This is a genomic window from Alkalihalobacillus pseudalcaliphilus, assembly GCF_028610675.1.
Taxonomy (GTDB): Bacteria; Bacillota; Bacilli; order Bacillales; family Bacillaceae_D; genus Alkalihalobacillus; species Alkalihalobacillus pseudalcaliphilus.
This window is the reverse complement of the sequence record NZ_JAQQWS010000016.1, coordinates 31,296-56,455: the sequence shown is the minus strand read 5'-3', so window position 1 is coordinate 56,455 and position 25,160 is coordinate 31,296. Positions and strand designations below refer to the sequence as shown.

The window sequence follows — 25,160 nt, the reverse complement described above, 5'->3', positions numbered from 1 at the left end:
TGTGCTATATAATGTTTCTATAATTTAACAGCACCTAGGTCGGGGGGGATTGTTTTGAGCATGGACCTTCAAGAAACTTTAGCAAAGCCGGATTTTAACCAGTTTGATGATGATCAATTAGTAGGACAGGCACGCTTAGGAGACGGTGCGGCACTTGAATATTTAATTACGAAGTACAAAAATTTTGTTCGGGCAAAAGCTCGATCCTATTTTTTAATAGGTGCCGATCATGAAGATATTGTGCAAGAAGGTATGATTGGTCTTTACAAAGCGATCAGAGACTTTAATGGTGAGAAGCTATCATCATTTAAAGCCTTTGCTGAGCTTTGTGTAACGAGACAAATTATTACAGCGATCAAAACAGCAACCAGACAAAAACATATCCCATTAAATTCATACGTATCATTGGACAAGCCTTTATACGACGAAGAATCCGACCGTACATTACTTGATGTAATATGCGGAACACGTGTAACCAATCCAGAAGAACTTCTAATTAATCAAGAAGAATTTGCAGACATTGAATTGAAAATGGGTGAGATTTTAAGCGAGCTCGAACAGCAGGTTTTGATGCTTTATTTAGATGGACGTTCCTATCAAGAAATTTCAGAAGATTTAAACCGGCATGTCAAGTCGATTGATAATGCACTGCAACGGGTGAAGCGTAAGTTAGAGCGTTATGTGGAGTTAAAAGGTGTGACATTGTAAATCAATAAGTCGGAAAGTTCAAAAAGCATGGTGTGAAGTTTAGAACTTTGCACCATGCTTTATGTTTTTATTTCTCTGTTAGTTACATGTGAAAAATATAAGATACATCGATATAATCTTGAGATTGAATTGACACCCTATTTTAGCTGTGCTAGAGTGAAAATGTATGTATGTACGTCTAAACTGGGGGTGGACAAGTATTGTCAGCAAAAATTGCCCTTGCGTGTAGTATCTGTCAATCTCGTAATTATTCAACAAATAAGAATAACCAAAACGAGACAAAACGTTTAGAGATCAAGAAGTTTTGTAAAACCTGTAATGAGCATACGCTTCATCGGGAAACGAAGTAAGGCATTCTGATAGATTTGTTGAATGATGGTTTTAGAAATAACTATTTTATTTGGCTTATATGTAAATCAATTACAATAAAAATACGTAGATCGGAATAGATAATCATACTTTTGTCTATATTGATTGGTGTGTTGGAGGTGTCTCGTTTGGCAAACGGTGAAAAAAGTAGTGGCAATTTCTTTGGCGGTGTTGTACGTGAGATGAAAAGGGTTTCTTGGCCGTCGAGAAAGGAACTCACTCGCTATACAGTTGTAGTTATTGTAACAGTTATCATTATGTCACTTTTCTTTTGGGCTGTTGATTTAGGGATTTCAGCCATAGTAGAACGATTAGTTGGTTAATAAAGTGGTTTAAATAGATAGCCTTAATGAAGTGTTAAGGCTTTTATTAAACTCTATGAGGAGGGAAGGACGCTACCGTCCTGAAAGCATGGAAAAAAATTGGTATGTTGTTCATACTTACTCTGGGTATGAAAATAAAGTAAAAGCGAATCTAGAAAAGCGTCTTGAATCGATGGAAATGGCCGATAAAATCTTCCGTGTTCTTGTTCCTGTCGAAGAAGAAACAGAAGTGAAAAACGGGAAAAGTAAAACCGTTTCTAGGAAAGTTTTCCCTGGTTATGTACTCGTTGAGATGTTAATGACGGACGATTCCTGGTATGTTGTGCGGAATACGCCAGGTGTGACTGGTTTCGTTGGTTCGGCTGGTGCGGGATCGAAACCTACAGCGCTAATGCCTGATGAAGTTGATCGCATCCTGAAACAAATGGGTGTAGAGGAACCGAAAGCCGAGATTGATTTTGAACTTAAGGAATCAGTGAAGGTGAAAGAAGGTCCGTTCGCTAACTTTGTTGGCTCGATAGAAGAGATTCTTGTCGACAAAAAGAAATTAAAAGTGCATGTTAATATGTTTGGTCGTGAAACACCGGTAGAACTAGAGTTTGGACAGGTTGAAAAGATTTAATTTGAAAAAAACTTGAAATTGGTCGGTGAAGATGATAAAATCGTCATGGTTGATAATGGTTTATTAACATGAGCCAATCGGGTGCATGCATGCATCCGTTTTTTGAGTGGGAGGGTGAAGAGCCCGGATACCACATCACGGACTAAGGAGGTGTGTCACGTGGCGAAAAAGGTAATTAAAATGGTTAAGTTACAAATTCCTGCTGGAAAAGCAAATCCAGCACCACCAGTTGGTCCTGCACTAGGTCAAGCAGGTGTTAATATCATGGGATTCTGTAAAGAGTTTAATGCTCGTACTTCAGATCAAGCTGGTCTTATCATTCCTGTAGAAATTACGGTATTTGAAGACCGTTCGTTTACATTTATTACGAAAACTCCTCCAGCTGCCGTTCTACTTAAGAAAGCAGCAGGAATTGAGTCTGGTTCTGGCGAGCCAAACCGTAATAAGGTTGCAACAGTCAAGCGTGATAAAGTACGCGAGATTGCTGAGACAAAAATGCCAGATTTAAATGCAGCTGATGTTGAAGCAGCAATGCGCATGGTTGAAGGAACTGCGCGTAGCATGGGTATTGTGATTGAAGATTAAAGGTAAGACTCACGAGGTTGCGATTGAGGCGAGTCCTCATCCCTATTATTAGGTTCGCAACCTTTCATAGTGGGAGGTTCTACCGCTAAAACCACATTTGAGGAGGAAATAAACATGGCTAAAAAGAGTAAAAAGTATCAAGATGCTATTAAATTAGTTGATCGTGATACAGCTTATTTAGTAGATGAAGCATTAGAATTAGTGAAGAAGACAGCGACTGCTAAGTTCGACGAAACTGTAGAAGTAGCTGTACGTCTTGGAGTTGACCCTAAAAAAGCGGACCAACAAATCCGTGGTGCGGTTGTACTTCCAAATGGAACAGGTAAAACACAATCTGTTTTAGTATTTGCTAAAGGCGAAAAAGCAAAAGAAGCAGAAGCTGCTGGAGCTGATTTCGTAGGTGATGAGGATTATATTAACAAAATCAACCAAGGTTGGTTCGAGTTTGATGTAATCGTAGCAACACCAGATATGATGGCACAAGTTGGTAAATTAGGTCGTGTCCTTGGACCAAAAGGCTTAATGCCAAACCCTAAAACAGGAACTGTAACATTTGACGTAGAAAAAGCGATCAACGAAATTAAAGCTGGTAAAGTAGAATACCGTGTTGATAAAGCGGGTAACATTCATGTTCCTATCGGTAAAGTGTCGTTCGAAACTGAGAAATTAACGGAGAACTTCAAAACAATTATCGATACATTAATGAAAGCTAAGCCTGCTGCGGCGAAAGGAACTTATGTGAAGAACGTAACGGTTGCTTCAACTATGGGTCCTGGAGTTCGTGTTAATGCATCTGCTTTAACAAAATAATAGTTGACATTTGATTGGAAGCTGCGTATACTTCTAGGAGTGTGCGAGAGCATTCAAATAAAATTAACATTCATACCGTAGACAGTAGGGGCTTTTAGCTTAATTATCCTACCGAGGTAAGCGATATAGATTCTTCAATTAGAGTCCATAATGCCCTCATGTCTATTATAGCGTGAGGGCTTTTTATAGCTTAATACGTCCGGGTATGGAACAACAAACTCTAGGAGGTGTAACAATGAGCATACTAGAACAAAAACAACAAGTTGTTTCTGATATTGCAGCTAAATTACGCGACAGTAAATCAACAGTAGTGGTTGATTACCGTGGTCTTAATGTTGCTGAAGTAACAGAATTACGTAAGCAGCTTCGTGAAGCTGGTATCGAGTTTAAGGTTTACAAAAACACATTAACTCGTCGTGCGACAGAAGCTACTGAGCTTACTGACTTAGATTCACATCTAGTGGGACCAACTGCGATTGCATTTGGTGCTGATGATGTAATTGCCCCTGCTAAAATTATCAATGAGTTCGCGAAAAAACACGAAGCTCTTGAAATTAAAGCTGGTGTTATCGAAGGTCAAGTTGCATCTGCAGAAGAAATCAAAGCGCTTGCGGAACTACCGTCTCGCGATGGACTTCTTTCTATGCTACTCAGCGTTCTTCAAGCACCAATGCGCAACATGGCGCTTGTTACAAAAGCTGTTGCAGAGCAAAAGGAAGAGCAAGGAGCTTAATAGTAGCTTCTGCTTAAGGAATGTTTCATAAAAGAAAACCAATAATAGGAGGAAAATAAAATGAGCAAAGAGCAAATTATTGAAGCGATTAAAGAAATGACAGTTTTAGAGCTTAACGACTTAGTTAAAGCAATTGAAGAAGAGTTTGGTGTAACGGCTGCAGCACCTGTAGCTGTAGCTGGTGGAGCTGCTGACGGTGGCGCTGCTGAGCAAACTGAATTCGATGTAATTCTTGAGTCTGCTGGTGGATCTAAAATCAACGTAATCAAAGTTGTTCGTGAAATCACTGGTCTTGGTCTTAAAGAAGCGAAAGCTGTTGTAGATGGTGCACCAGCTCCAGTTAAAGAAGGCGCTAGCAAAGAAGAAGCTGAAGAAATCAAAGCTAAACTTGAAGAAGCAGGAGCTTCTGTAGCAGTTAAGTAATTTGATAAAGTGAAAAAGACTCGCGTCAAAGCGGGTCTTTTTTTCTCTCACTAGGATATATAAGAAGGGATTGCCTTGGTTATGTCAGAACATTATTATTCCAAACAACCACAGATAGAAAGTGACGTCAGAAAATGGAACACTGAACTTGCTGGCCTATCCTTTTCATTTACGACGGATCGTGGTGTATTCTCAAAAGGTGAGGTTGATTTTGGGAGTCGTTTTTTAATTGAAGAAATGATAGTACCTTCTACTGTTGGTCCGATTCTTGATGTCGGTTGTGGTTATGGTCCGATCGGCTTAACGTTAGCCAGGAAGAATTCGGAGCGTGATGTGACGATGGTTGATGTTAATGAAAGAGCCTTATTGCTTTCGCAAATCAACGCCGAAGAAAATGGAGTTAATAATGTGAAGGTGTATCAAAGCAATGGCTTTGAGAAGGTGAAGGAAAACAATTTTGCATTAATTGTAACGAATCCACCTATTCGAGCGGGGAAAAAGGTTGTCCATGATATTCTTGAACAAGCCTATGAACATCTTAAGCCGTTAGGTGAGTTATGGGTCGTCATCCAAAAGAAACAAGGGGCACCCTCAGCTATTGAGAAATTAAATGAAGTGTTTGGTCAAAGTGAGGTTTATAAGAAGAAAAAAGGCTACTATTTAATCGTCGCCAAAAAAATTGACTGAGCCTTTGTTTTGTGGTATTGTTATTTAATGCGTATAACTACCTATTTTTTGTTGTGCAAAAAATGAAAAAGTCAAGGATTATTTGATTATAACAGGATAATAATGGTTATACTAGAATAATCAAATGTGAGTACGTTTTTTATGGTTTTAATTTCAAAGCCATATTTCTTTTTGTTTCATTATTTTTTAAAATTTTTCTCTGACATGATGAGCTTCAATGATTGCTTAGCAGGAGAAGGTACTGTGTAGAGAAATCAATTTTAGATACTATAACGCTAGATTTGAGGGGTGAATCAGTTGACAGGTCAACTTGTTCAGTATGGACGCCACCGCCAACGTAGAAGCTATGCAAGGATTAATGAGGTATTGGAATTACCGAACTTAATCGAGATACAAACAGCTTCTTATCAATGGTTTCTTGATGAGGGACTTCGTGAAATGTTTCAAGACATTTCCCCAATTCAAGATTTCACAGGGAATTTGGTTTTAGAATTTATCGATTATAGCTTAGGAGAGCCTAAGTATCCGGTCGATGAGTCGAAAGAACGAGATGTAACATATGCTGCGCCTTTACGCGTAAAAGTCCGTCTTATTAACAAAGAGACAGGTGAAGTGAAGGAGCAAGAAGTATTTATGGGAGATTTCCCATTAATGACAGAGACAGGTACCTTTGTTATTAATGGTGCAGAACGTGTTATAGTTTCCCAATTAGTTCGTTCGCCAAGTGTCTATTATAGTGAAAAAACGGATAAGAACGGAAAGAAGGGCTATACCGCTACTGTTATTCCAAACCGAGGAGCTTGGTTAGAGCTCGAAACAGATGCGAAAGATATCGTGTATGTTCGTATTGATCGTACGAGAAAGATCCCTGTAACGGTTCTTTTACGTGGATTAGGGTTTGGATCTGATCAAGAGATCATTGATTTATTAGGGGAAGATGAGTTTTTACGCAATTCCCTTGAAAAAGACAATACCGATAGCTCCGAAAAAGCCCTATTAGAAATTTATGAGCGTTTACGCCCAGGTGAACCACCTACGGTTGAAAATGCGAAAAGCTTATTAGAGTCTCGCTTCTTTGACCCGAAACGCTATGATTTGGCCAATGTAGGTCGTTATAAAATCAATAAAAAGCTCCACATTAAGAATCGTCTATTTAATCAACGTTTAGCTGAGACGCTTATTGATCCTGAAACAGGAGAAGTGCTAGCGGAAAAAGGTACATTACTTGATCGTCGTACTTTAGATCGTATCATACCTTACTTAGAGAATAATGTTGGTTTTAGAAAGGCTCGCACAACAGGTGGGGTAGTAGGAGATGAAGATATCAATCTTCAATCCATCTTAATCTATGCTCCTGATGATGTTGATGGAGAGATGCCTATCCGCGTAATGGGTAATGGTATGGTCGATCGTGATACGAAGCATATTACACCTGCTGACATTATTGCATCGATTAATTACTTCTTTAACTTATTACACGGTGTCGGTGATACAGATGACATCGATCACCTTGGTAACCGTCGCCTTCGTTCAGTTGGTGAATTATTACAAAACCAATTTAGAATCGGTTTATCGCGTATGGAACGTGTTGTTCGTGAGCGTATGTCGATACAAGATCCGAATATGATTACGCCTCAAGCGCTTATTAATATTCGTCCAGTTATTGCTTCAATTAAAGAGTTCTTTGGTTCTTCTCAGTTATCACAGTTTATGGACCAAACGAATCCGCTTGCTGAATTAACACATAAGCGTCGTCTTTCTGCCTTAGGACCTGGTGGTTTAACGCGTGAGCGTGCTGGCTTTGAAGTACGTGACGTTCACTGGTCTCACTATGGTCGTATGTGTCCGATTGAAACGCCTGAGGGTCCAAACATTGGACTTATCAACTCTTTATCTTCTTATGCTAAAGTGAATGAGTTTGGCTTTATGGAAACACCATACCGCCGTATTGACTCTGAAACTGGGAAAGTTACCTCTCAGATTGATTACTTAACAGCAGATGAAGAAGATAACTATGTCGTTGCCCAAGCGAATGCTCGTTTAAATGATGACGGCTCTTTTATTAACGATAATATTATTGCCCGTTTCCGTGGTGAGAACTTAGTCGTATCAAAAGAACGTATTGATTATATGGATGTATCACCGAAGCAGGTTGTTTCTGCTGCGACTTCATGTATCCCGTTCTTAGAGAACGATGACTCCAACCGTGCACTAATGGGAGCGAACATGCAACGTCAAGCTGTTCCTTTATTAGTACCAGAAGCACCAATTGTCGGTACAGGGATGGAGCACGTTTCTGCTAAAGACTCAGGTGCTGCGATTGTTTCAAAATTCCCAGGTCTTGTAGAGCGTGTAACAGCTCGTGAAATTTGGGTTCGTCGTATCGAAGAAGTAGACGGTAAAGAAGTCAAAGGTGATTTAGATAAATATCGTTTACAGAAGTTTGTTCGTTCTAACCAAGGAACAAGTTATAACCAACGCCCGATTGTTCGTGAAGGAGACGTTGTTGAGAAGCGCGAAATCTTAGCAGACGGTCCATCAATGGAGCAGGGTGAGATGGCTCTTGGCCGTAATGTAATGGTTGGATTCATGACTTGGGAAGGTTATAACTATGAGGATGCTATCATTTTAAGTGAGCGCCTTGTTAAAGATGATGTTTACACATCTGTCCATATTGAAGAGTATGAGTCAGAATCTCGTGATACAAAGCTTGGACCAGAGGAAATTACACGTGATATTCCGAACGTTGGGGAAGACGCATTGAAGAACCTTGATGATCGTGGAATTATACGAGTTGGAGCGGAAGTAAAAGACGGAGATATTCTCGTTGGTAAAGTAACACCAAAAGGAGTTACAGAATTAACAGCTGAAGAACGTCTGCTACATGCTATCTTTGGTGAAAAAGCTCGTGAGGTACGTGATACATCATTACGTGCACCACATGGTGGCGACGGAATCGTTCTCGACGTAAAAATCTTCAATCGTGAAGATGGCGATGAGTTACCTCCAGGTGTGAATCAGCTCGTTCGTGTTTATATCGTACAAAAGCGTAAAATCCATGAAGGCGATAAAATGGCGGGTCGTCACGGTAATAAAGGGGTAATCTCTCGTATTTTACCAGAGGAAGATATGCCTTATTTACCAGACGGAACACCAATCGATATCATGTTAAACCCACTAGGTGTACCTTCGCGAATGAACATCGGACAAGTGCTTGAGCTCCATTTAGGTATGGCTGCTCGTAAGCTTGGTATCCACGTTGCATCACCTGTTTTTGATGGTGCGAATGAGGAAGATGTTTGGGGTACATTAGATGAAGCGGGCATGGCTCGTGATGGTAAAACTATTCTTTATGATGGACGTACGGGTGAGCCGTTTGATAACCGTGTATCAGTAGGTATCATGTATATGATTAAGCTGGCACACATGGTTGATGATAAGCTTCATGCACGTTCGACAGGACCTTATTCTCTAGTTACGCAACAACCACTAGGTGGTAAAGCTCAATTTGGTGGACAGCGTTTCGGTGAGATGGAGGTTTGGGCACTTGAAGCATACGGTGCAGCTTACACATTACAAGAGATTCTAACGGTTAAATCAGATGACGTTGTTGGTCGTGTGAAAACGTATGAAGCGATTGTAAAAGGTGAGAATGTCCCTGAACCAGGTGTACCTGAATCGTTTAAAGTATTAATTAAAGAGCTTCAGTCTTTAGGTATGGATGTTAAGATGCTTTCTAGCAATGAAGAAGAAATTGAAATGCTAGAGCTTGATGATGAAGACGATCAAACAAGCGAAAAGTTAAACCTTAACTTCGATGCTAACGAGTCAAAAGCTTAATATAGAATGAACCTTTGTCGGTTTATGGTAAGGGACTAGTGTTAGCTAGTAGCTGAAGTTTTGACAAAATCAGAGACTTTATGGAAGCTAGTTGACGCTAGTTCCCTTTTCCGTTTGCAAAAAACTTGGAAACTAAAAGGGAGGTTAGCCCCTTGTTAGATGTGAATAACTTCGAATATATGAAAATTGGTCTTGCTTCACCAAACAAGATTCGTTCTTGGTCAAGAGGGGAAGTTAAAAAGCCAGAAACAATAAACTACCGTACTTTAAAACCTGAAAAGGATGGACTTTTCTGTGAACGTATTTTCGGACCGCAAAAGGACTGGGAATGTCATTGTGGAAAATACAAACGTGTTCGTTATAAAGGTGTTGTTTGTGATCGTTGTGGCGTAGAGGTAACACGTTCAAAAGTTCGTCGTGAGCGTATGGGACATATCGAGTTAGCGGCTCCTGTATCGCATATTTGGTATTTCAAAGGGATTCCAAGCCGTATGGGTCTTGTATTAGACATGTCTCCACGTTCATTAGAAGAAGTTATTTACTTTGCTTCTTATGTTGTGACAGATAATGGCGATACACCACTTGAGAAAAAGCAACTTCTTTCAGAAAAAGAATATCGTGCTTATTACGATAAGTATGGTCGTTCTTTTACTGCACAAATGGGTGCTGAAGCGATTCGTAAGCTTTTAGCTGATATCGATTTAGAAAAAGAAGTAGATGCTTTAAAAGAAGAGCTTTTAACGGCACAAGGTCAACGTCGTACTCGTGCGATTAAACGTCTTGAAGTATTAGAAGCATTTAGAAACTCAGGTAATGAGCCATCTTGGATGATTTTAGACGTACTTCCAGTTATCCCGCCAGAGCTTCGTCCGATGGTACAACTTGATGGTGGTCGTTTTGCGACTTCGGACTTAAATGACTTATACCGTCGAGTGATTAACCGTAATAATCGTTTGAAGCGTTTATTAGATTTAGGAGCACCAAACATTATTGTTCAAAATGAAAAGCGTATGCTGCAAGAAGCTGTAGATGCTTTAATCGACAATGGCCGTCGTGGTCGTCCTGTAACAGGTCCGGGTAACCGTCCATTAAAATCGTTATCACACATGTTAAAAGGTAAACAAGGTCGTTTCCGTCAAAACTTATTAGGTAAACGTGTTGACTACTCTGGTCGTTCGGTTATCGTCGTAGGACCTAACCTAAAAATGTACCAATGTGGTTTACCTAAGGAGATGGCACTTGAATTATTTAAGCCTTTTGTTATGAAAGAGCTTGTAAGCAAAGGTCTAGCTCATAACATTAAGAGCGCCAAGCGTAAAGTTGAACGCGTTCAACCGGAAGTTTGGGATGTACTTGAGGAAGTAATTCGTGAGCACCCTGTATTACTAAACCGAGCTCCTACACTTCACCGTCTTGGTATCCAGGCGTTTGAACCTATTTTAGTAGAAGGTCGTGCGATTCGTTTGCATCCGTTAGTTTGTACAGCTTATAACGCTGACTTTGACGGTGACCAAATGGCCGTTCACGTTCCTTTATCAGCAGAAGCTCAAGCGGAAGCTCGTATTTTAATGTTAGCTGCCCAAAACATCCTTAACCCTAAAGATGGTAAACCAGTTGTTACACCATCACAGGATATGGTATTAGGTAACTATTACTTAACTATGGAACGTGATGATGCAAAAGGTGAGGGAGCAATCTTTAAAGATACAAACGAAGCATTACTAGCTTACCAAAATGGTTATGTACACCTACATTCTCGTGTAGCGATTCCGGTCGCATCTTTAAATAAATCAACGTTTAAAGAAGATGAAAATGATAAGTTGTTGTTAACGACAGTTGGTAAGTTAATCTTTAATGAGATTTTACCGGAAACATTCCCATACATTAACGAACCAACTGACTTTAACCTAGAGGTTGAAACGCCAAGTAATTATCTTGTGCCGAGTACAACTGATGTTAAGGCTGAGTTCTTAAAACGTGATGTCGTTTCTCCATTTAAGAAAGGTTTCTTAGGTAATATCATCGCAGAAGTATTTAAAACGTTTAAGATTACGGAAACATCTAAGATGCTTGACCGTATGAAGGACTTAGGATTTAAATATTCTACAAAAGCTGGTATTACTGTTGGTGTAGCGGATATCGTTGTACTTGCTGAAAAGAAAGAAATTTTAGCTGAGGCTGAGTTAAAAGTTGAACGTATTACGAAGCAATTCCGTCGTGGTTTAATTACAGAGGAAGAGAGATACGACCGTGTTATCTCTGTTTGGAGTAATGCTAAGGACGTTATTCAAGATAAGTTAATGCTTACATTAGATAAGCGAAACCCAATCTTTATGATGAGTGACTCTGGTGCCCGTGGTAACGCTTCTAACTTCACGCAGCTTGCAGGTATGCGTGGGTTAATGGCTAACCCGTCTGGCCGAATTATCGAACTTCCAATCCGTTCAAGTTTCCGAGAAGGTTTAACGGTATTAGAGTACTTTATTTCGACGCACGGTGCTCGTAAAGGTCTTGCCGATACAGCCCTTAAGACAGCTGACTCAGGTTATTTAACTCGTCGACTTGTTGACGTTGCTCAAGACGTCATCGTCAGAGAACAGGATTGTGGTACGGATCGTGGCTTAGAAGTTGCGGCGATTAAAGAGGGCAACGAAGTTATTGAAGAGTTATTCGACCGTTTAGTTGGCCGTGTTGCTTTTAAGACCGTTCGTCATCCTCAAACAAAAGATGTTATCGTAAAAAGAAATGACTTAATTACTGAAGATATCGCCAAAATTATTGTCGATACAGATATCGAAAGTGTTCATATCCGTTCTGTATTTACATGTGATACACGTCACGGTGTTTGTAAACAGTGTTATGGTCGTAACCTTGCTACAGGTAGCGATGTAGAGGTAGGAGAAGCAGTAGGTATTATTGCTGCTCAATCTATCGGTGAGCCAGGGACACAGTTAACGATGCGTACCTTCCATACAGGTGGGGTAGCCGGAGATGATATTACGCAAGGTTTACCACGTATTCAGGAGCTCTTTGAAGCTCGTAACCCGAAAGGTCAAGCGGTTATTTCTGAGTTCGAAGGTGAAATTGTTGATATTAAAGAAGGCGACAAGCGTGAAGTATCACTAAAAGGCGTCATGGAAACGAAAGCATATGCGATTCCATACGGTTCACGTATTAAAGTTTCAATTGGGGATGTCGTACCTCCAGGTGCACCATTAACAGAAGGTTCAATTGATCCGAAAGAGCTTCTTAAAGTAAAAGGTATTAATGGTGTTCAAGAATACTTATTACGTGAAGTTCAAAAGGTTTACCGTATGCAAGGGGTAGAAATTGGCGATAAGCACGTAGAGGTTATGGTTCGTCAAATGCTTCGTAAAGTACGCGTTGTTGATGCGGGTGAAACGAATATTTTGCCTGGATCATTAGTTGAAATCCAAAACTTCAATGATGAGAACAAAACGGTTCTTAATACAGGAGAACGCCCAGCAACGGGACGTCCTGTGTTACTTGGTATTACAAAGGCATCACTTGAGACGGATTCATTCTTATCAGCAGCATCGTTCCAAGAAACAACTCGTGTCTTAACAGATGCAGCGATTAAAGGTAAGCGTGATGAGTTACTTGGATTGAAAGAAAATGTTATTATCGGTAAGCTGGTTCCAGCTGGTACGGGGATGAACCGTTATCGTAATTTAAATATCATGTCAAAGCATGATGATAACCAAGTTTCTAGTGAAGAGCATTCCGAATTAGAAGAACTTATTACAAACGAATAACGAATAATGAATGTTGGAGGGTCTAGAAGGACAGTAAGTATTTTTAGACTCTCAGCATTAATTCTTTGTTTAGATTTCACTTGAAATTTTATCGAATAAACCTTGACATTCAGATTATCACAATGATAAGATATCAAAGTGTGCCAAAGAACGTATTGCTTTGGAGGATTAACTATGTCTTATGAAAAAGTAATGCAGGCTAACGAAATAGTCATAGGTACGAAACAAACCTTACGATCTTTAGATAGTAATGAAGTGAAGGAAGTTTATATTGCAAAAGATGCTGAATATCGTGTGATTCACAAGGTAGAGGCGTCGTCTCGTGATAAAGGTATTCCCATTCATTATGTCGACTCAATGAAAATGCTTGGCAAAGCGTGTAATATTGAGGTAGGAGCAGCTACGGTTGCGATAAAGAAATAATATTGTTTTTGCCACTCGGAGCCTACCGTTTGGCAAAAACTTTACTTTTGCCAAAATATGAACCACCAGGAACTGTGGTCTTATTTTAATGAAGGAAAGGAGGAACAAACATGCCAACAATTAACCAGTTAATTCGTAAAGGTCGTGTAGATAAAGTGAAGAAATCTGATTCACCAGCACTTAACAAAGGCTATAACAGCTATAAAAAAGTGCAAACGAATCTTTCATCACCACAAAAGCGTGGAGTTTGTACTCGTGTTGGTACAATGACACCGAAAAAGCCAAACTCGGCTCTTCGTAAATATGCACGTGTTCGCTTAACGAACCAAATTGAGGTTACGGCTTACATTCCAGGTATCGGACATAACTTACAAGAACATAGTGTTGTGCTTATCCGTGGAGGTCGTGTAAAAGACTTACCAGGGGTACGTTATCACATCGTTCGTGGTGCGTTAGATACTGCCGGAGTTCAAAACCGTATGCAAGGTCGTTCTAAATATGGTACGAAACGTCCAAAAGAGAAGAAGTAATGAATTATTTATAGTTGAAAGGAGGGGAATGATATGCCTCGAAAAGGTCCTGTAGCTCGTCGTGATGTGTTACCTGATCCAATTTACAAAACGAAGCTAGTCACTCGTTTAATCAACCGTCTTATGATCGATGGTAAGCGTGGTGTAGCTCAAACAATTTTATATAATGCGTTTGAATTAGTAAAAGAGCGTAGCGGAAATGACCCTATGGAAGTTTTCGATCAAGCTTTAAAGAACATTATGCCTGTTCTTGAGGTTAAAGCTCGTCGTGTTGGTGGTGCAAACTATCAAGTGCCGATCGAAGTAAAACCTGAGCGTCGTACAACTTTAGGTCTTCGTTGGTTAGTTAACTACTCTCGTCTTCGTGGAGAAAAAACGATGGAAGAGCGTTTAGCTAACGAAATTCTTGATGCAGCTAACAACACTGGTGCTGCTGTTAAGAAACGTGAAGATACTCATAAGATGGCAGAAGCGAACAAAGCGTTTGCTCACTATCGCTGGTAAGATTCTATTAGTTCTTATTAATTTAATTGCAGGAAGGAGAAATGCATTATGGCAAGAGAATTCTCCTTAAAAGATACACGTAATATCGGCATCATGGCTCACATCGATGCCGGTAAAACAACAGCAACTGAGCGTATTTTATTCTACACAGGTCGTGTACACAAAATTGGTGAAACACACGAAGGTGCTTCTCAGATGGACTGGATGGAGCAAGAGCAAGAGCGTGGTATTACAATCACGTCTGCTGCGACTACAGCTCAATGGAAAAACCACCGTATCAACATTATTGATACACCTGGACACGTAGACTTTACGGTTGAAGTTGAACGTTCTTTACGTGTACTTGATGGGGCGGTTGCGGTTCTTGATGCTCAATCTGGAGTTGAACCGCAAACAGAAACTGTATGGCGTCAAGCAACAACTTATGGCGTACCACGTATCGTATTCGTTAACAAAATGGATAAGACTGGTGCGGACTTTATGTATTCTGTTGGGACATTACGCGATCGTTTACAAGCGAACGCTCACCCAATTCAATTACCAATCGGTGCTGAAGAAGATTTCGTTGGATTCATCGATTTAATTGAAATGGTTGCCCACATCTCTAAAGATGATTTAGGTCAAGATTGGGAAACAACAGAAATCCCTGCAGATTATAAAGATAAAGCTGATGAGCTTCGTGAGTCTTTAGTTGAAGCAGTAGCTGAACTAGACGAAGAGCTTATGATGAAGTATCTTGAAGGGGAAGAACTTACGAACGAAGAAATTGTTGCTGCGATTCGTAAAGGGACATGTAATGTCGAATTCTACCCTGTAATCTGTGGTTCAGCATTCAAAAATAAAGGTGTACAGGCACTTTTAGATGCTGTATTAGCTTACTTACCATCACCTTTAGATGTAGCAGCAATTAAAGGTCATGTTCCTGATAGCGAAGAAGAAGTAACGCGCGAACCAGGCGATGATCAACCATTTGCCGCTTTAGCATTTAAAGTAATGACGGATCCATTTGTTGGTAAATTAACATTCTTCCGTGTTTATTCAGGTACATTAGACTCAGGTTCATATGTACGTAATGCTACAAAGGATAAGCGCGAACGTGTTGGTCGTATCCTACAAATGCACGCGAACTCTCGTGAAGAGATTTCAACTGTATACTCTGGGGATATTGCAGCAGCGGTTGGATTAAAAGATACAACAACTGGAGACACTCTATGTGATGAGAAAAACCTTGTTATTTTAGAGTCAATGAATTTCCCAGAACCAGTTATTCACTTATCTGTTGAGCCTAAGTCTAAGGCTGACCAAGATAAAATGGGTATCGCTCTTGCGAAACTTGCAGAAGAAGATCCTACTTTCAGAACACATACTGATGAAGAAACAGGTCAGACGATCATTGGTGGTATGGGTGAGCTTCACCTTGATATCATCGTTGACCGTATGAGACGTGAATTCAAAGTAGAAGCTAATGTTGGTGCTCCTCAAGTTTCTTATCGTGAGACAATTCGTCAAACGGCTCAAGTTGAAGGTAAGTTCGTTCGTCAATCAGGTGGACGCGGTCAATTTGGTCACGTTTGGGTTGAGTTCTCTCCAAACGAAGAAGGAGCAGGTTTTGAATTCGAAAATGCAATTGTCGGTGGTGTTGTACCACGTGAGTATATTGGTTCCGTTGAACAAGGAATCTCAGAAGCTCTTGACAATGGTATGATCGCTGGCTTCCCAATCATTGATATTAAAGCAAAATTATATGATGGATCTTACCATGATGTCGATTCATCAGAGATGGCGTTTAAGATTGCCGCTTCTATGGCACTTAAAAATGCTAAATCAAAATGTAGTCCAGTATTATTAGAGCCACTTATGAAAGTGGAAGTAGTAATTCCTGAGGAGTACATGGGTGATATTATGGGTGACGTAACTGCACGTCGCGGACGCGTAGAAGGTATGGAAGCTCGTGGTAATGCACAAATCGTTAAAGCGTTTGTTCCACTTGCTGAAATGTTTGGATATGCAACTTCACTTCGTTCACGTACTCAAGGTCGCGGAACATACTCTATGTTCTTTGATCATTATGAAGAAGTACCTAAGAGCGTTGCTGAAGAAATCATTAAGAAACAATCTGGTGAATAATCCAGTATACTATTTGTTTCTATATTAATTTTGTTGTATTCTAAGAAAGGTATTATTCAGAATTAAAATGGATAATCACCTTTCTTAACCACCATATTATAAGTTAAATTAAGGGAGGAATTGAGTCATGGGTAAAGAAAAATTCGACCGTTCCAAGACGCATGCCAATATTGGTACAATTGGACACGTTGACCATGGTAAAACTACATTAACTGCTGCAATTACAACAGTACTTGCAAAAAAATCTGGTAAAGGTACAGCAATGGCATATGATGCTATTGATGGTGCTCCAGAAGAGCGTGAGCGTGGAATCACAATCTCAACTGCACACGTTGAGTACGAAACTGATTCTCGTCACTATGCACACGTTGACTGCCCAGGACACGCTGACTATGTTAAAAACATGATCACTGGTGCTGCGCAAATGGACGGAGGAATCTTAGTAGTATCTGCTGCTGATGGTCCAATGCCACAAACTCGTGAGCACATCTTACTTTCTCGTCAAGTAGGTGTACCATACTTAGTTGTATTCTTAAACAAGTGTGATATGGTTGATGACGAAGAGTTATTAGAATTAGTAGAAATGGAAGTACGTGACCTTCTTTCTGAGTACGACTTCCCTGGTGATGACATTCCTGTTATCCAAGGTTCTGCTCTTAAAGCATTAGAAGGAGACGCTGCTTGGGAAGCTAAAATCATCGAGCTAATGGACGCTGTTGATGAGTACATCCCAACTCCACCACGTGACACTGAAAAGCCATTCATGATGCCAGTTGAGGATGTATTCTCAATTACTGGTCGTGGTACAGTTGCTACAGGACGTGTTGAGCGTGGACAACTAAACGTAGGTGACGTTATTGACATCATCGGTCTTGCTGAAGAAAAATCTTCTACTACTGTAACTGGAGTAGAGATGTTCCGTAAGCTTCTTGATTACGCTGAAGCTGGAGACAACATTGGTGCGTTACTACGTGGTGTATCTCGTGATGATATCCAACGTGGACAAGTTCTTGCTAAGCCAGGAACAATCACACCACACACAAACTTCCAAGCTGAAGTTTATGTTCTTTCAAAAGAAGAGGGTGGACGTCACACTCCATTCTTCTCTAACTACCGTCCTCAGTTCTACTTCCGTACAACTGATGTAACTGGAATCGTTCATCTTCCAGAAGGCGTTGAGATGGTAATGCCTGGCGATAACATCGAAATGACTGTAGAATTAATTTCACCAATCGCGATTGAAGAAGGTACTAAATTCTCAATCCGTGAAGGTGGACGTACAGTTGGTGCTGGTGTTGTAGCTACAATCACTAAGTAATCACGGTATTCCGTTAAAAAAGAGCACTTTTATAAAGTGCTCTTTTTTTATGGGTATAAGAGGAAAAAATAAAATAAAAATAAACTTGCAATTATAGGTTACGCTCTTTATAATAGAAAAAGTGTGAACAACAGGATATTTCCTTGATTTATGCCTTTAATTCAAGTATAATGTTGAATGTTGGTCATTGACAGCGATGATGCGGAAGGTTGCTGACACACCAGGCCCCTTTGCCATGGCACGGTGTAGGAAATTTTCGCGGAGTATGTCTATTTTAAAAATGGACGATAAAGGAGGGGCTATTATGGCAAAGCAAAAGATTCGTATTCGTTTGAAGGCTTATGATCACCGTGTGCTTGATCAATCAGCAGAGAAAATTGTAGAAACGGCAAAACGTTCAGGTGCTCAAGTATCAGGACCGATTCCGTTACCAACTGAGAAGTCAGTTTACACAATTCTTCGTGCGGTTCATAAGTATAAAGATTCTCGCGAACAATTCGAAATGCGCACGCATAAACGCCTTATTGATATTGTAAATCCGACTCCACAAACTGTGGACGCTTTAATGCGTTTGGACTTACCATCTGGCGTAGACATTGAAATTAAATTGTAATTCATAGACTAGTAAAAGTCTTTTCATAGTAAAAATGGCAAATACATTAAATTATTTATAGGAGGTGTTTCGGATGTCCAAAGGAATCTTAGGAAGAAAAATCGGTATGACTCAAGTTTTTGCAGAAAACGGTGAAGTTATTCCAGTAACAGTAATTGAAGCTGAGCCTAACGTTGTTCTTCAAGTGAAAACAGTTGAAGCTGACGGTTATGAAGCAGTTCAATTAGGATTTGCTGATCAAAAGAAGTCTAACATCACTAAGCCAGCTGAAGGTCATGCTGCAAAAGCTGATACAACACCTAAGCGCTTCATGAAGGAAATCCGTGACGTAAACCTTGCTGATTATACAGTAGGGCAAGAAGTTAAGGTAGATACTTTTGCAGTAGGTGAAAAAATCGATGTAACAGGTATTTCTAAAGGGAAAGGTTTCCAAGGTGCGATTAAGCGTCATAACCAATCTCGTGGACCAATGTCACACGGTTCTAGATATCACCGTCGTCCTGGTTCAATGGGTCCTGTTGCTCCTAACCGAGTTTTCAAAGGTAAACTATTACCTGGACGTATGGGTGGAGAGCAAAAAACGATTCAAAACCTTGAAGTTGTTAAAGTTGATACAGAGCGTAACTTATTATTAGTAAAAGGTAATATTCCTGGAGCTAAAAAGAGCTATGTAACTGTTCAAACTGCTGTCAAAGGTAACTAATAAGATTTAGAAAGGAGGCCACATCATGCCGAAAGTAGCATTATTCAATCAAACAGGTTCTCAAGTTGGAGATATCGAACTAACAGAATCAATTTTTGGTTTAGAACCAAATAAAGCTGTATTACATGACGCTATCGTGATGCAACAAGCATCTTTACGTCAAGGTACACACAAAACTAAAGGACGTTCGGAAGTACGCGGTGGAGGACGTAAGCCATGGCGTCAAAAAGGAACTGGTCGTGCTCGTCAAGGATCAATCCGTTCACCACAATGGGTTGGTGGAGGCGTAGTATTCGGTCCAACTCCACGTAGCTACAGCTACAAATTACCGAAAAAAGTTCGTCGTTTAGCTATTAAGTCTGCTCTTTCTAGCAAAGTGCAAGCTGCAGAAATTATTGTATTGGATGACCTTAAATTCGATGCAGTTAAAACAAAAGAAATGGTTAATGTTTTAGCTTCTTTATCAGTAGATTCTAAAGCGTTAGTTGTTACGGCGAATTATGATGAAAAAGTTGCCTTATCTGCACGTAATATCCCAGGAGTAACATTTGTTACAGCAGAAGGTGTTAATGTCTTAGATGTCATCAAGCATGATAAGCTTATCATCACCAAAGAAGCCGTTGAAAAGGTAGAGGAGGTGCTTGCGTAATGTCAAACGCTCGTGATATCATTAAGCGCCCAGTTATTACAGAACGTTCAGCTGATTTAATGAGTGAGAAAGTATACACATTTGAAGTAGATGTTCGTGCTAATAAAACACAAATTAAAGATGCGGTTGAAGAAATCTTTGAAGTGAAAGTTGCTAAAGTCAACACGATGAACTACAAAGGTAAATCTAAGCGCTTTGGTCGTTACACTGGCTACACAGCTCGTCGTAAAAAAGCTTTGGTCACTCTAACACCAGAGAGTAAAGAACTCGAATTTTTCGAGGGAGTTTAATTTTTTAAAGAAGGAGGTAACTGAAGATGGCTATTAAGAAGTATAAACCGACCAGTGCCGGTCGTCGTGGCATGTCTGTATTAGATTTCAAAGAAATCACAACAGATAAGCCGGAAAAATCGTTATTAGCTCCGCTTCATAAAAAAGGCGGTCGTAATAACCAAGGTAAATTAACTGTACGTCATCAAGGTGGCGGACACAAACGTCAATATCGTGTTATTGACTTTAAACGTAACAAAGATGGAATTCCAGGACGCGTTGCTACGATCGAATACGATCCAAACCGTTCTGCTAACATCGCTTTAATCAACTATGTTGACGGTGAGAAGCGTTATATTCTTGCTCCTAAAGGCTTAGAAGTTGGAACTATGATCGAATCAGGTTCAGAAGCTGATATCAAAGTAGGAAATGCACTTCCATTAAAAAATATCCCAGTTGGTACTGTTATTCATAATATCGAGTTAAAACCAGGTAAAGGTGGACAATTAGTTCGTTCTGCTGGTACAGAAGCTCAACTTCTTGGTAAAGAAGAAGATTATGTATTAGTACGTTTAAATTCTGGTGAAACTCGTCGTATTCTAGCTACTTGCCGTGCAACAATCGGTCAAGTTGGTAACTTAGAGCACGAACTAGTAAACATCGGTAAAGCTGGTCGTTCTCGCTGGTTAGGTAAGCGTCCAACTGTTCGTGGTTCTGTAATGAACCCTAATGATCACCCACACGGTGGTGGTGAAGGTAAAGCACCTATCGGACGTAAATCTCCAATGTCTCCATGGGGCAAACCAACCCTTGGATACAAAACGCGTAAGAAGAACAAAGCGTCTGACAAATATATTGTACGTCGTCGTAAAAAATAAAAGGATTAGTGCAACGGTTCTACTAGGAACCGTGCGCCAATCACGAAGGGAGGATATCTCATGGGTCGTAGTTTGAAAAAAGGACCTTTTGTCGATGATCATTTAATGAAAAAAGTTGAGGCGATGAACGAAACGGATGATAAGCGAGTAATTAAAACTTGGTCTCGTCGTTCAACGATTTTCCCTGATTTTATTGGTCACACGATCGCAGTTTATGATGGTCGTAAGCATGTACCTGTATACATCTCAGAAGACATGGTAGGGCACAAGTTAGGTGAATTTGCACCAACTCGTACTTATAAAGGTCATGCTGCTGATGATAAGAAAACAAGACGTTAAGGTGATTTAGAGAGGAGGTCTTTAGTCTATGCAAGCTAAAGCTGTAGCCAAACAAGTTCGTATTGCTCCTCGTAAAGTTCGTTTAGTTGTTGATTTAATTCGCGGAAAGCAAGTTGGTGAGGCCATTGCAATTTTACGCCACACACCAAAAGCTGCTTCTCCAGTTGTTGAGAAATTACTTAACTCTGCGATTGCGAATGCTGAGCACAACTATGAAATGGAGCCAAATAATCTTGTAATTAGTGAAGTGTTCGTTGATGAGGGAGTAACGCTTAAGCGTTTCCGTCCACGTGCACAAGGTCGTGCTAGTCGTATTAACAAACGCACAAGCCACATCACACTAGTTGTAACAGAAAAGAAGGAGGGATAAGCGTGGGTCAAAAGGTTAATCCAGTTGGACTTCGAGTAGGCGTTATCCGTGACTGGGAGTCAAAATGGTACGCTGATAAAGATTATGCTGACTTACTACACGAAGATATTAAAATTCGTGAGTACATTGAAAACCGTTTGAAAGAAGCTTCAGTTTCTAAAGTAGAAATTGAACGTGCTGCAAACCGCGTTAACGTTACTGTATCTACGGCTAAGCCAGGTATGGTTATCGGTAAAGGTGGTTCAGAAGTAGAAGCTTTACGTAAAGCTTTAAATGAACTAACAGGTAAGAGAGTTCATATCAACATCTTTGAAATCAAGCAAGCTGATTTAGATGCTAAATTAGTAGCTGAAAATATTGCTCGTCAATTAGAGAATCGTATCTCTTTCCGTCGTGCAATGAAACAAGCCATTCAACGTACAATGCGTGCGGGAGCTAAAGGTATCAAAACACAAGTATCTGGTCGTTTAGGCGGAGCTGATATTGCTCGAGCTGAACATTACAGTGAGGGAACTGTTCCACTTCACACGCTTCGTGCTGACATCGATTACGGTACAGCTGAAGCTGATACAACTTACGGTAAATTAGGTGTAAAAATTTGGATTTATCGTGGTGAAGTACTTCCAACGAAAGGTACGAACCAAAAGGAAGGAGGCAACTAATCATGTTAATGCCAAAACGTGTGAAATATCGTCGTGAACATCGTGGAAAAATGCGTGGTCGTGCAAAAGGCGGTACTGAAGTACACTTCGGTGAGTACGGTTTACAAGCACAAGATGCTTCTTGGGTAACAAACCGTCAAATTGAAGCGGCTCGTATTGCGATGACTCGTTATATGAAACGTGGTGGTAAAGTTTGGATTAAGATTTTCCCATCTAAACCTTACACTGCAAAACCTCTAGAAGTTCGAATGGGTTCAGGTAAAGGGGCACCTGAAGGATGGGTTGCTGTTGTTAAACCTGGTAAAGTGATGTTTGAAATTTCTGGAGTATCTGAAGAGGTAGCTCGTGAAGCGTTACGTTTAGCTTCTCACAAACTACCTGTTAAATGTAAATTTGTAAAACGTGAAGAAGTGGGTGGTGACGCAAATGAAAGCTAATGATATTCGTAACTTAACCACTGCTGAAATTGAGCAAAAAACGAAATCACTTAAAGAAGAATTATTCAACCTTCGCTTTCAACTAGCGACTGGTCAATTAGATAATCCGGCCCGCATTCGTGAAGTTCGTAAAGCTATCGCTCGCGCTAAAACAGTTTTGCGTGAACGTGAGCTTGGAATTAACAACGGCTAAAAGGAGGTTTTAAAACAATGGACCGCAACCAACGTAAGGTATATAATGGGCGCGTAGTTTCCGACAAAATGGATAAAACCATTACTGTTCTTGTAGAAACTTATAAAAAAGACCGCCTTTACGGTAAGCGTGTAAAATACTCTAAGAAGTTTAAAGCGCATGATGAAGATAACCAAGCTAAAGTTGGCGATATCGTAAAAATTATGGAAACACGTCCTTTATCAAAAGATAAACGTTTCCGTTTAGTAGAAATCGTTGAAGAAGCAGTTATCATTTAATAGATGTTCTTTAGTTGAAGGGAGGTAAAACCGTATGATTCAACAAGAATCCCGTTTAAAAGTTGCTGATAACTCAGGTGCTCGTGAAGTACTAGCTATCAAAGTTTTAGGTGGTTCTGGTCGTAAAACAGCTAATATTGGTGATGTTATCGTTTGTTCGGTGAAACAAGCAACACCAGGTGGCGTTGTCAAAAAAGGTGACGTAGTAAGAGCTGTAATTGTTCGTTCAAAGAGTGGCGTTCGTCGTAATGATGGTTCTTACATCAAGTTTGATGAGAACGCAGTTGTAATTATCCGTGATGATAAGAGCCCTCGCGGAACTCGTATTTTTGGACCTGTAGCACGTGAACTTCGTGATAACCAATTCATGAAGATTGTGTCTCTTGCTCCGGAAGTTCTTTAATAACTCTTTATTGAGAAGAAGGCCTGTCAAGGAGGTGCGAACATGGCAAAGATGCATGTCAAAAAAGGTGACACTGTAAAAGTGATCTCCGGTAAAGACAAAGGTAAACAAGGCGTTATTTTAGAAGCTTTCCCGAAAAAGGAACGTGTACTTGTTGAAGGTGTTAACTTAGTGAAAAAACACGCTAAGCCATCTCAAGATAATCCACAAGGTGGAATCTTAAATCAAGAAGCAGCCATTCATGTTTCTAACGTAATGCCAATTGATCCTAAGTCAGGTGAGCCTACTCGTGTAGGTTATAAAGTAGAAGATGGTAAAAAAGTACGTATTGCTAAAAAGTCTGGCGAAGCATTAGACAAATAGTAATCAGGTTTGAAAGGAGGTTAATCCTGTGAATCGTTTAAAGGAAAAGTACACAAATGAAATCGTTCCTTCTCTTGTAGAGAAGTTCAATTATAGTTCAGTTATGGCTGTGCCAAAAATTGAGAAAATCGTTGTTAACATGGGTATCGGTGATGCTGTTTCTAACGCAAAAGCTTTAGATAAAGCGGTTGAAGAGTTAGGACAAATTACTGGTCAAAAACCACTTGTAACAAAGGCGAAGAAATCAATCGCTGGTTTCAAGCTTCGTGAAGGTATGCCAATCGGTGCGAAGGTAACACTTCGTGGTGAGCGCATGTATGAATTCTTAGATAAGTTAGTTACTGTTTCATTACCACGTGTACGTGACTTCCGCGGTATCTCTAAGAAAGCTTTTGATGGTCGTGGAAACTATACTCTTGGTGTGAAAGAGCAATTAATTTTCCCTGAAATCGACTACGATAAAGTTGATAAAGTACGCGGTATGGATGTTGTTATCGTAACAACAGCTAACACGGATGAAGAAGCTCGTGAATTATTAACATCTATGGGAATGCCTTTCCAAAAATAATAGGTGTCCTAATTAAGAGGAGGGAAAACATTGGCAAAGAAATCAATGATTGCTAAGCAAAAACGCACACAAAAGTATAAAGTACAAGAGTATACACGTTGCGAACGCTGCGGTCGTCCTCATTCAGTTATTCGTAAGTTTAAACTTTGCCGGATTTGCTTCAGAGAACTTGCTTACAAAGGGCAAATTCCTGGCGTGAAGAAAGCTAGCTGGTAAGCTCAAGAACGGGAAGGAGGTATATACAAATGGTCATGACAGATCCAATTGCAGATATGTTGACTCGTATTCGTAATGCGAACACTGTTCGTCACGAGAAATTAGAATTGCCTGCTTCAAAGGTGAAGAAGGAAATTGCTGAAATCTTAAAGCGTGAAGGTTTTATTCGCGATTATGAGTATGTTGAAGATAATAAACAAGGAGTTATCCGTATCTTCCTAAAATACGGCCCTACAAACGAACGTGTTATTACTGGATTAAAACGTATCAGTAAGCCTGGTCTTCGCGTATATGCGAAAGCTGGTGAACTTCCACGTGTGTTAGGCGGACTTGGAATTGCTATCGTTTCAACTTCTAACGGAGTTTTAACTGATAAAGAAGCTCGTTCTCAACAAATTGGTGGCGAAGTATTAGCGTACGTTTGGTAAGATTCTTTAATTG

The 25,160-nt window shown here is 40.0% G+C and carries 32 protein-coding genes and 1 other annotated feature; all 32 genes read left to right on the top strand.

Translation table 11 applies throughout. The annotated features are described in order from the left end of the window. Nucleotides 1-60 precede the first annotated feature (60 nt). The 32 genes from sigH (at nucleotide 61) to rpsH (ending at nucleotide 25,147) form a co-directional block, all read left to right on the top strand. The gene (sigH, locus tag PQ479_RS19940; RefSeq protein WP_047990151.1) at nucleotides 61-708 is read left to right on the top strand and encodes an RNA polymerase sporulation sigma factor SigH; all 648 of its coding nucleotides are present in this window, start codon (nucleotides 61-63) and stop codon (nucleotides 706-708) included. A gap of 200 nt (nucleotides 709-908) precedes the next feature. Next, the gene (gene rpmG, locus PQ479_RS19935) at nucleotides 909-1,058 is read left to right on the top strand and encodes a 50S ribosomal protein L33 (protein ID WP_083991341.1); all 150 of its coding nucleotides are present in this window, start codon (nucleotides 909-911) and stop codon (nucleotides 1,056-1,058) included. A 147-nt stretch (nucleotides 1,059-1,205) separates the two neighbouring features. Further along, complete coding sequence (secE, locus tag PQ479_RS19930) at nucleotides 1,206-1,400, top strand: preprotein translocase subunit SecE (RefSeq protein WP_053070506.1); 195 nt, start codon at nucleotides 1,206-1,208, stop codon at nucleotides 1,398-1,400. A gap of 88 nt (nucleotides 1,401-1,488) precedes the next feature. Then, nucleotides 1,489-2,022, top strand: a complete 534-nt coding sequence (gene nusG / locus PQ479_RS19925) for a transcription termination/antitermination protein NusG (RefSeq protein ID WP_047990152.1) — start codon at nucleotides 1,489-1,491, stop codon at nucleotides 2,020-2,022. 159 nt (nucleotides 2,023-2,181) lie between these two features. After that, entirely contained in the window at nucleotides 2,182-2,607 is a 426-nt protein-coding gene (rplK, locus tag PQ479_RS19920; RefSeq protein ID WP_003322595.1) for a 50S ribosomal protein L11, read from the top strand. A gap of 69 nt (nucleotides 2,608-2,676) precedes the next feature. Next, complete coding sequence (rplA, locus tag PQ479_RS19915; RefSeq protein WP_069187732.1) at nucleotides 2,677-3,417, top strand: 50S ribosomal protein L1; 741 nt, start codon at nucleotides 2,677-2,679, stop codon at nucleotides 3,415-3,417. Between the two features lie 57 nt (nucleotides 3,418-3,474). Further along, nucleotides 3,475-3,612, top strand: a sequence feature (ribosomal protein L10 leader region). 40 nt (nucleotides 3,613-3,652) lie between these two features. After that, nucleotides 3,653-4,150 carry a 50S ribosomal protein L10 gene (rplJ, locus tag PQ479_RS19910; RefSeq protein ID WP_047990154.1) on the top strand — a complete coding sequence of 166 codons (498 nt, stop codon included), beginning with the start codon at nucleotides 3,653-3,655 and terminating at the stop codon, nucleotides 4,148-4,150. 60 nt (nucleotides 4,151-4,210) lie between these two features. Further along, entirely contained in the window at nucleotides 4,211-4,573 is a 363-nt protein-coding gene (gene rplL, locus PQ479_RS19905; protein WP_047990155.1) for a 50S ribosomal protein L7/L12, read from the top strand. Between the two features lie 81 nt (nucleotides 4,574-4,654). Next, nucleotides 4,655-5,260 carry a class I SAM-dependent methyltransferase gene (locus tag PQ479_RS19900; RefSeq protein WP_047990210.1) on the top strand — a complete coding sequence of 202 codons (606 nt, stop codon included), beginning with the start codon at nucleotides 4,655-4,657 and terminating at the stop codon, nucleotides 5,258-5,260. 297 nt (nucleotides 5,261-5,557) lie between these two features. Then, nucleotides 5,558-9,100: a DNA-directed RNA polymerase subunit beta gene (gene rpoB / locus PQ479_RS19895; protein ID WP_047990156.1), complete on the top strand. Its 3,543-nt coding sequence runs from the start codon at nucleotides 5,558-5,560 to the stop codon at nucleotides 9,098-9,100. Nucleotides 9,101-9,252: 152 nt separating this feature from the next. Next, nucleotides 9,253-12,876 (top strand): DNA-directed RNA polymerase subunit beta', encoded by a 3,624-nt coding sequence (rpoC, locus tag PQ479_RS19890; protein WP_047990157.1) that lies wholly within the window; start codon nucleotides 9,253-9,255, stop codon nucleotides 12,874-12,876. A 174-nt stretch (nucleotides 12,877-13,050) separates the two neighbouring features. Then, nucleotides 13,051-13,299, top strand: coding sequence for a 50S ribosomal protein L7ae-like protein (locus PQ479_RS19885; RefSeq protein WP_047990158.1), 249 nt, complete (start codon nucleotides 13,051-13,053; stop codon nucleotides 13,297-13,299). A 110-nt stretch (nucleotides 13,300-13,409) separates the two neighbouring features. Further along, entirely contained in the window at nucleotides 13,410-13,829 is a 420-nt protein-coding gene (gene rpsL / locus PQ479_RS19880; protein ID WP_047990159.1) for a 30S ribosomal protein S12, read from the top strand. 33 nt (nucleotides 13,830-13,862) lie between these two features. Beyond that, entirely contained in the window at nucleotides 13,863-14,333 is a 471-nt protein-coding gene (gene rpsG, locus PQ479_RS19875) for a 30S ribosomal protein S7 (RefSeq protein ID WP_047990160.1), read from the top strand. A 48-nt stretch (nucleotides 14,334-14,381) separates the two neighbouring features. Then, on the top strand, nucleotides 14,382-16,460 hold the full coding sequence (gene fusA, locus PQ479_RS19870; protein WP_047990161.1) for an elongation factor G: 2,079 nt from the start codon (nucleotides 14,382-14,384) through the stop codon (nucleotides 16,458-16,460). Between the two features lie 127 nt (nucleotides 16,461-16,587). Continuing rightward, nucleotides 16,588-17,778, top strand: a complete 1,191-nt coding sequence (gene tuf / locus PQ479_RS19865; protein ID WP_047990162.1) for an elongation factor Tu — start codon at nucleotides 16,588-16,590, stop codon at nucleotides 17,776-17,778. Nucleotides 17,779-18,082: 304 nt separating this feature from the next. Next, a complete protein-coding gene (gene rpsJ / locus PQ479_RS19860; RefSeq protein ID WP_003322608.1) occupies nucleotides 18,083-18,391 on the top strand; it encodes a 30S ribosomal protein S10 in 309 nt (102 codons plus the stop codon). A 73-nt stretch (nucleotides 18,392-18,464) separates the two neighbouring features. After that, nucleotides 18,465-19,094 (top strand): 50S ribosomal protein L3, encoded by a 630-nt coding sequence (rplC, locus tag PQ479_RS19855; RefSeq protein WP_047990163.1) that lies wholly within the window; start codon nucleotides 18,465-18,467, stop codon nucleotides 19,092-19,094. 25 nt (nucleotides 19,095-19,119) lie between these two features. Continuing rightward, nucleotides 19,120-19,743, top strand: a complete 624-nt coding sequence (gene rplD / locus PQ479_RS19850; RefSeq protein ID WP_047990164.1) for a 50S ribosomal protein L4 — start codon at nucleotides 19,120-19,122, stop codon at nucleotides 19,741-19,743. Further along, on the top strand, nucleotides 19,743-20,033 hold the full coding sequence (rplW, locus tag PQ479_RS19845) for a 50S ribosomal protein L23 (protein ID WP_047990165.1): 291 nt from the start codon (nucleotides 19,743-19,745) through the stop codon (nucleotides 20,031-20,033). The genes rplD and rplW overlap by 1 nt, the downstream gene beginning before the upstream one ends. A 26-nt stretch (nucleotides 20,034-20,059) precedes the next feature. Then, nucleotides 20,060-20,890: a 50S ribosomal protein L2 gene (rplB, locus tag PQ479_RS19840; protein ID WP_047990166.1), complete on the top strand. Its 831-nt coding sequence runs from the start codon at nucleotides 20,060-20,062 to the stop codon at nucleotides 20,888-20,890. 60 nt (nucleotides 20,891-20,950) lie between these two features. Continuing rightward, nucleotides 20,951-21,229, top strand: coding sequence for a 30S ribosomal protein S19 (gene rpsS / locus PQ479_RS19835; protein ID WP_047990167.1), 279 nt, complete (start codon nucleotides 20,951-20,953; stop codon nucleotides 21,227-21,229). Nucleotides 21,230-21,257: 28 nt separating this feature from the next. After that, nucleotides 21,258-21,599 (top strand): 50S ribosomal protein L22, encoded by a 342-nt coding sequence (gene rplV, locus PQ479_RS19830; protein WP_003322615.1) that lies wholly within the window; start codon nucleotides 21,258-21,260, stop codon nucleotides 21,597-21,599. Nucleotides 21,600-21,601: 2 nt separating this feature from the next. Further along, the gene (rpsC, locus tag PQ479_RS19825; protein ID WP_047990168.1) at nucleotides 21,602-22,261 is read left to right on the top strand and encodes a 30S ribosomal protein S3; all 660 of its coding nucleotides are present in this window, start codon (nucleotides 21,602-21,604) and stop codon (nucleotides 22,259-22,261) included. Nucleotides 22,262-22,263: 2 nt separating this feature from the next. Further along, nucleotides 22,264-22,698, top strand: a complete 435-nt coding sequence (gene rplP, locus PQ479_RS19820; protein ID WP_047990169.1) for a 50S ribosomal protein L16 — start codon at nucleotides 22,264-22,266, stop codon at nucleotides 22,696-22,698. Continuing rightward, nucleotides 22,688-22,891: a 50S ribosomal protein L29 gene (rpmC, locus tag PQ479_RS19815; protein WP_003322618.1), complete on the top strand. Its 204-nt coding sequence runs from the start codon at nucleotides 22,688-22,690 to the stop codon at nucleotides 22,889-22,891. Before rplP ends, rpmC begins: the two co-directional genes overlap by 11 nt. A 17-nt stretch (nucleotides 22,892-22,908) precedes the next feature. Continuing rightward, nucleotides 22,909-23,169 carry a 30S ribosomal protein S17 gene (rpsQ, locus tag PQ479_RS19810; protein ID WP_047990170.1) on the top strand — a complete coding sequence of 87 codons (261 nt, stop codon included), beginning with the start codon at nucleotides 22,909-22,911 and terminating at the stop codon, nucleotides 23,167-23,169. Nucleotides 23,170-23,203: 34 nt separating this feature from the next. Continuing rightward, the gene (gene rplN / locus PQ479_RS19805) at nucleotides 23,204-23,572 is read left to right on the top strand and encodes a 50S ribosomal protein L14 (protein WP_047990171.1); all 369 of its coding nucleotides are present in this window, start codon (nucleotides 23,204-23,206) and stop codon (nucleotides 23,570-23,572) included. Nucleotides 23,573-23,623: 51 nt separating this feature from the next. After that, nucleotides 23,624-23,935: a 50S ribosomal protein L24 gene (rplX, locus tag PQ479_RS19800; RefSeq protein ID WP_047990211.1), complete on the top strand. Its 312-nt coding sequence runs from the start codon at nucleotides 23,624-23,626 to the stop codon at nucleotides 23,933-23,935. A 28-nt stretch (nucleotides 23,936-23,963) separates the two neighbouring features. Next, a complete protein-coding gene (gene rplE, locus PQ479_RS19795) occupies nucleotides 23,964-24,503 on the top strand; it encodes a 50S ribosomal protein L5 (RefSeq protein WP_047990172.1) in 540 nt (179 codons plus the stop codon). A 30-nt stretch (nucleotides 24,504-24,533) separates the two neighbouring features. Continuing rightward, nucleotides 24,534-24,719: a 30S ribosomal protein S14 gene (gene rpsN, locus PQ479_RS19790; RefSeq protein WP_047990173.1), complete on the top strand. Its 186-nt coding sequence runs from the start codon at nucleotides 24,534-24,536 to the stop codon at nucleotides 24,717-24,719. Nucleotides 24,720-24,748: 29 nt separating this feature from the next. Beyond that, on the top strand, nucleotides 24,749-25,147 hold the full coding sequence (gene rpsH / locus PQ479_RS19785) for a 30S ribosomal protein S8 (protein ID WP_003322625.1): 399 nt from the start codon (nucleotides 24,749-24,751) through the stop codon (nucleotides 25,145-25,147). Nucleotides 25,148-25,160: the final 13 nt, after the last annotated feature.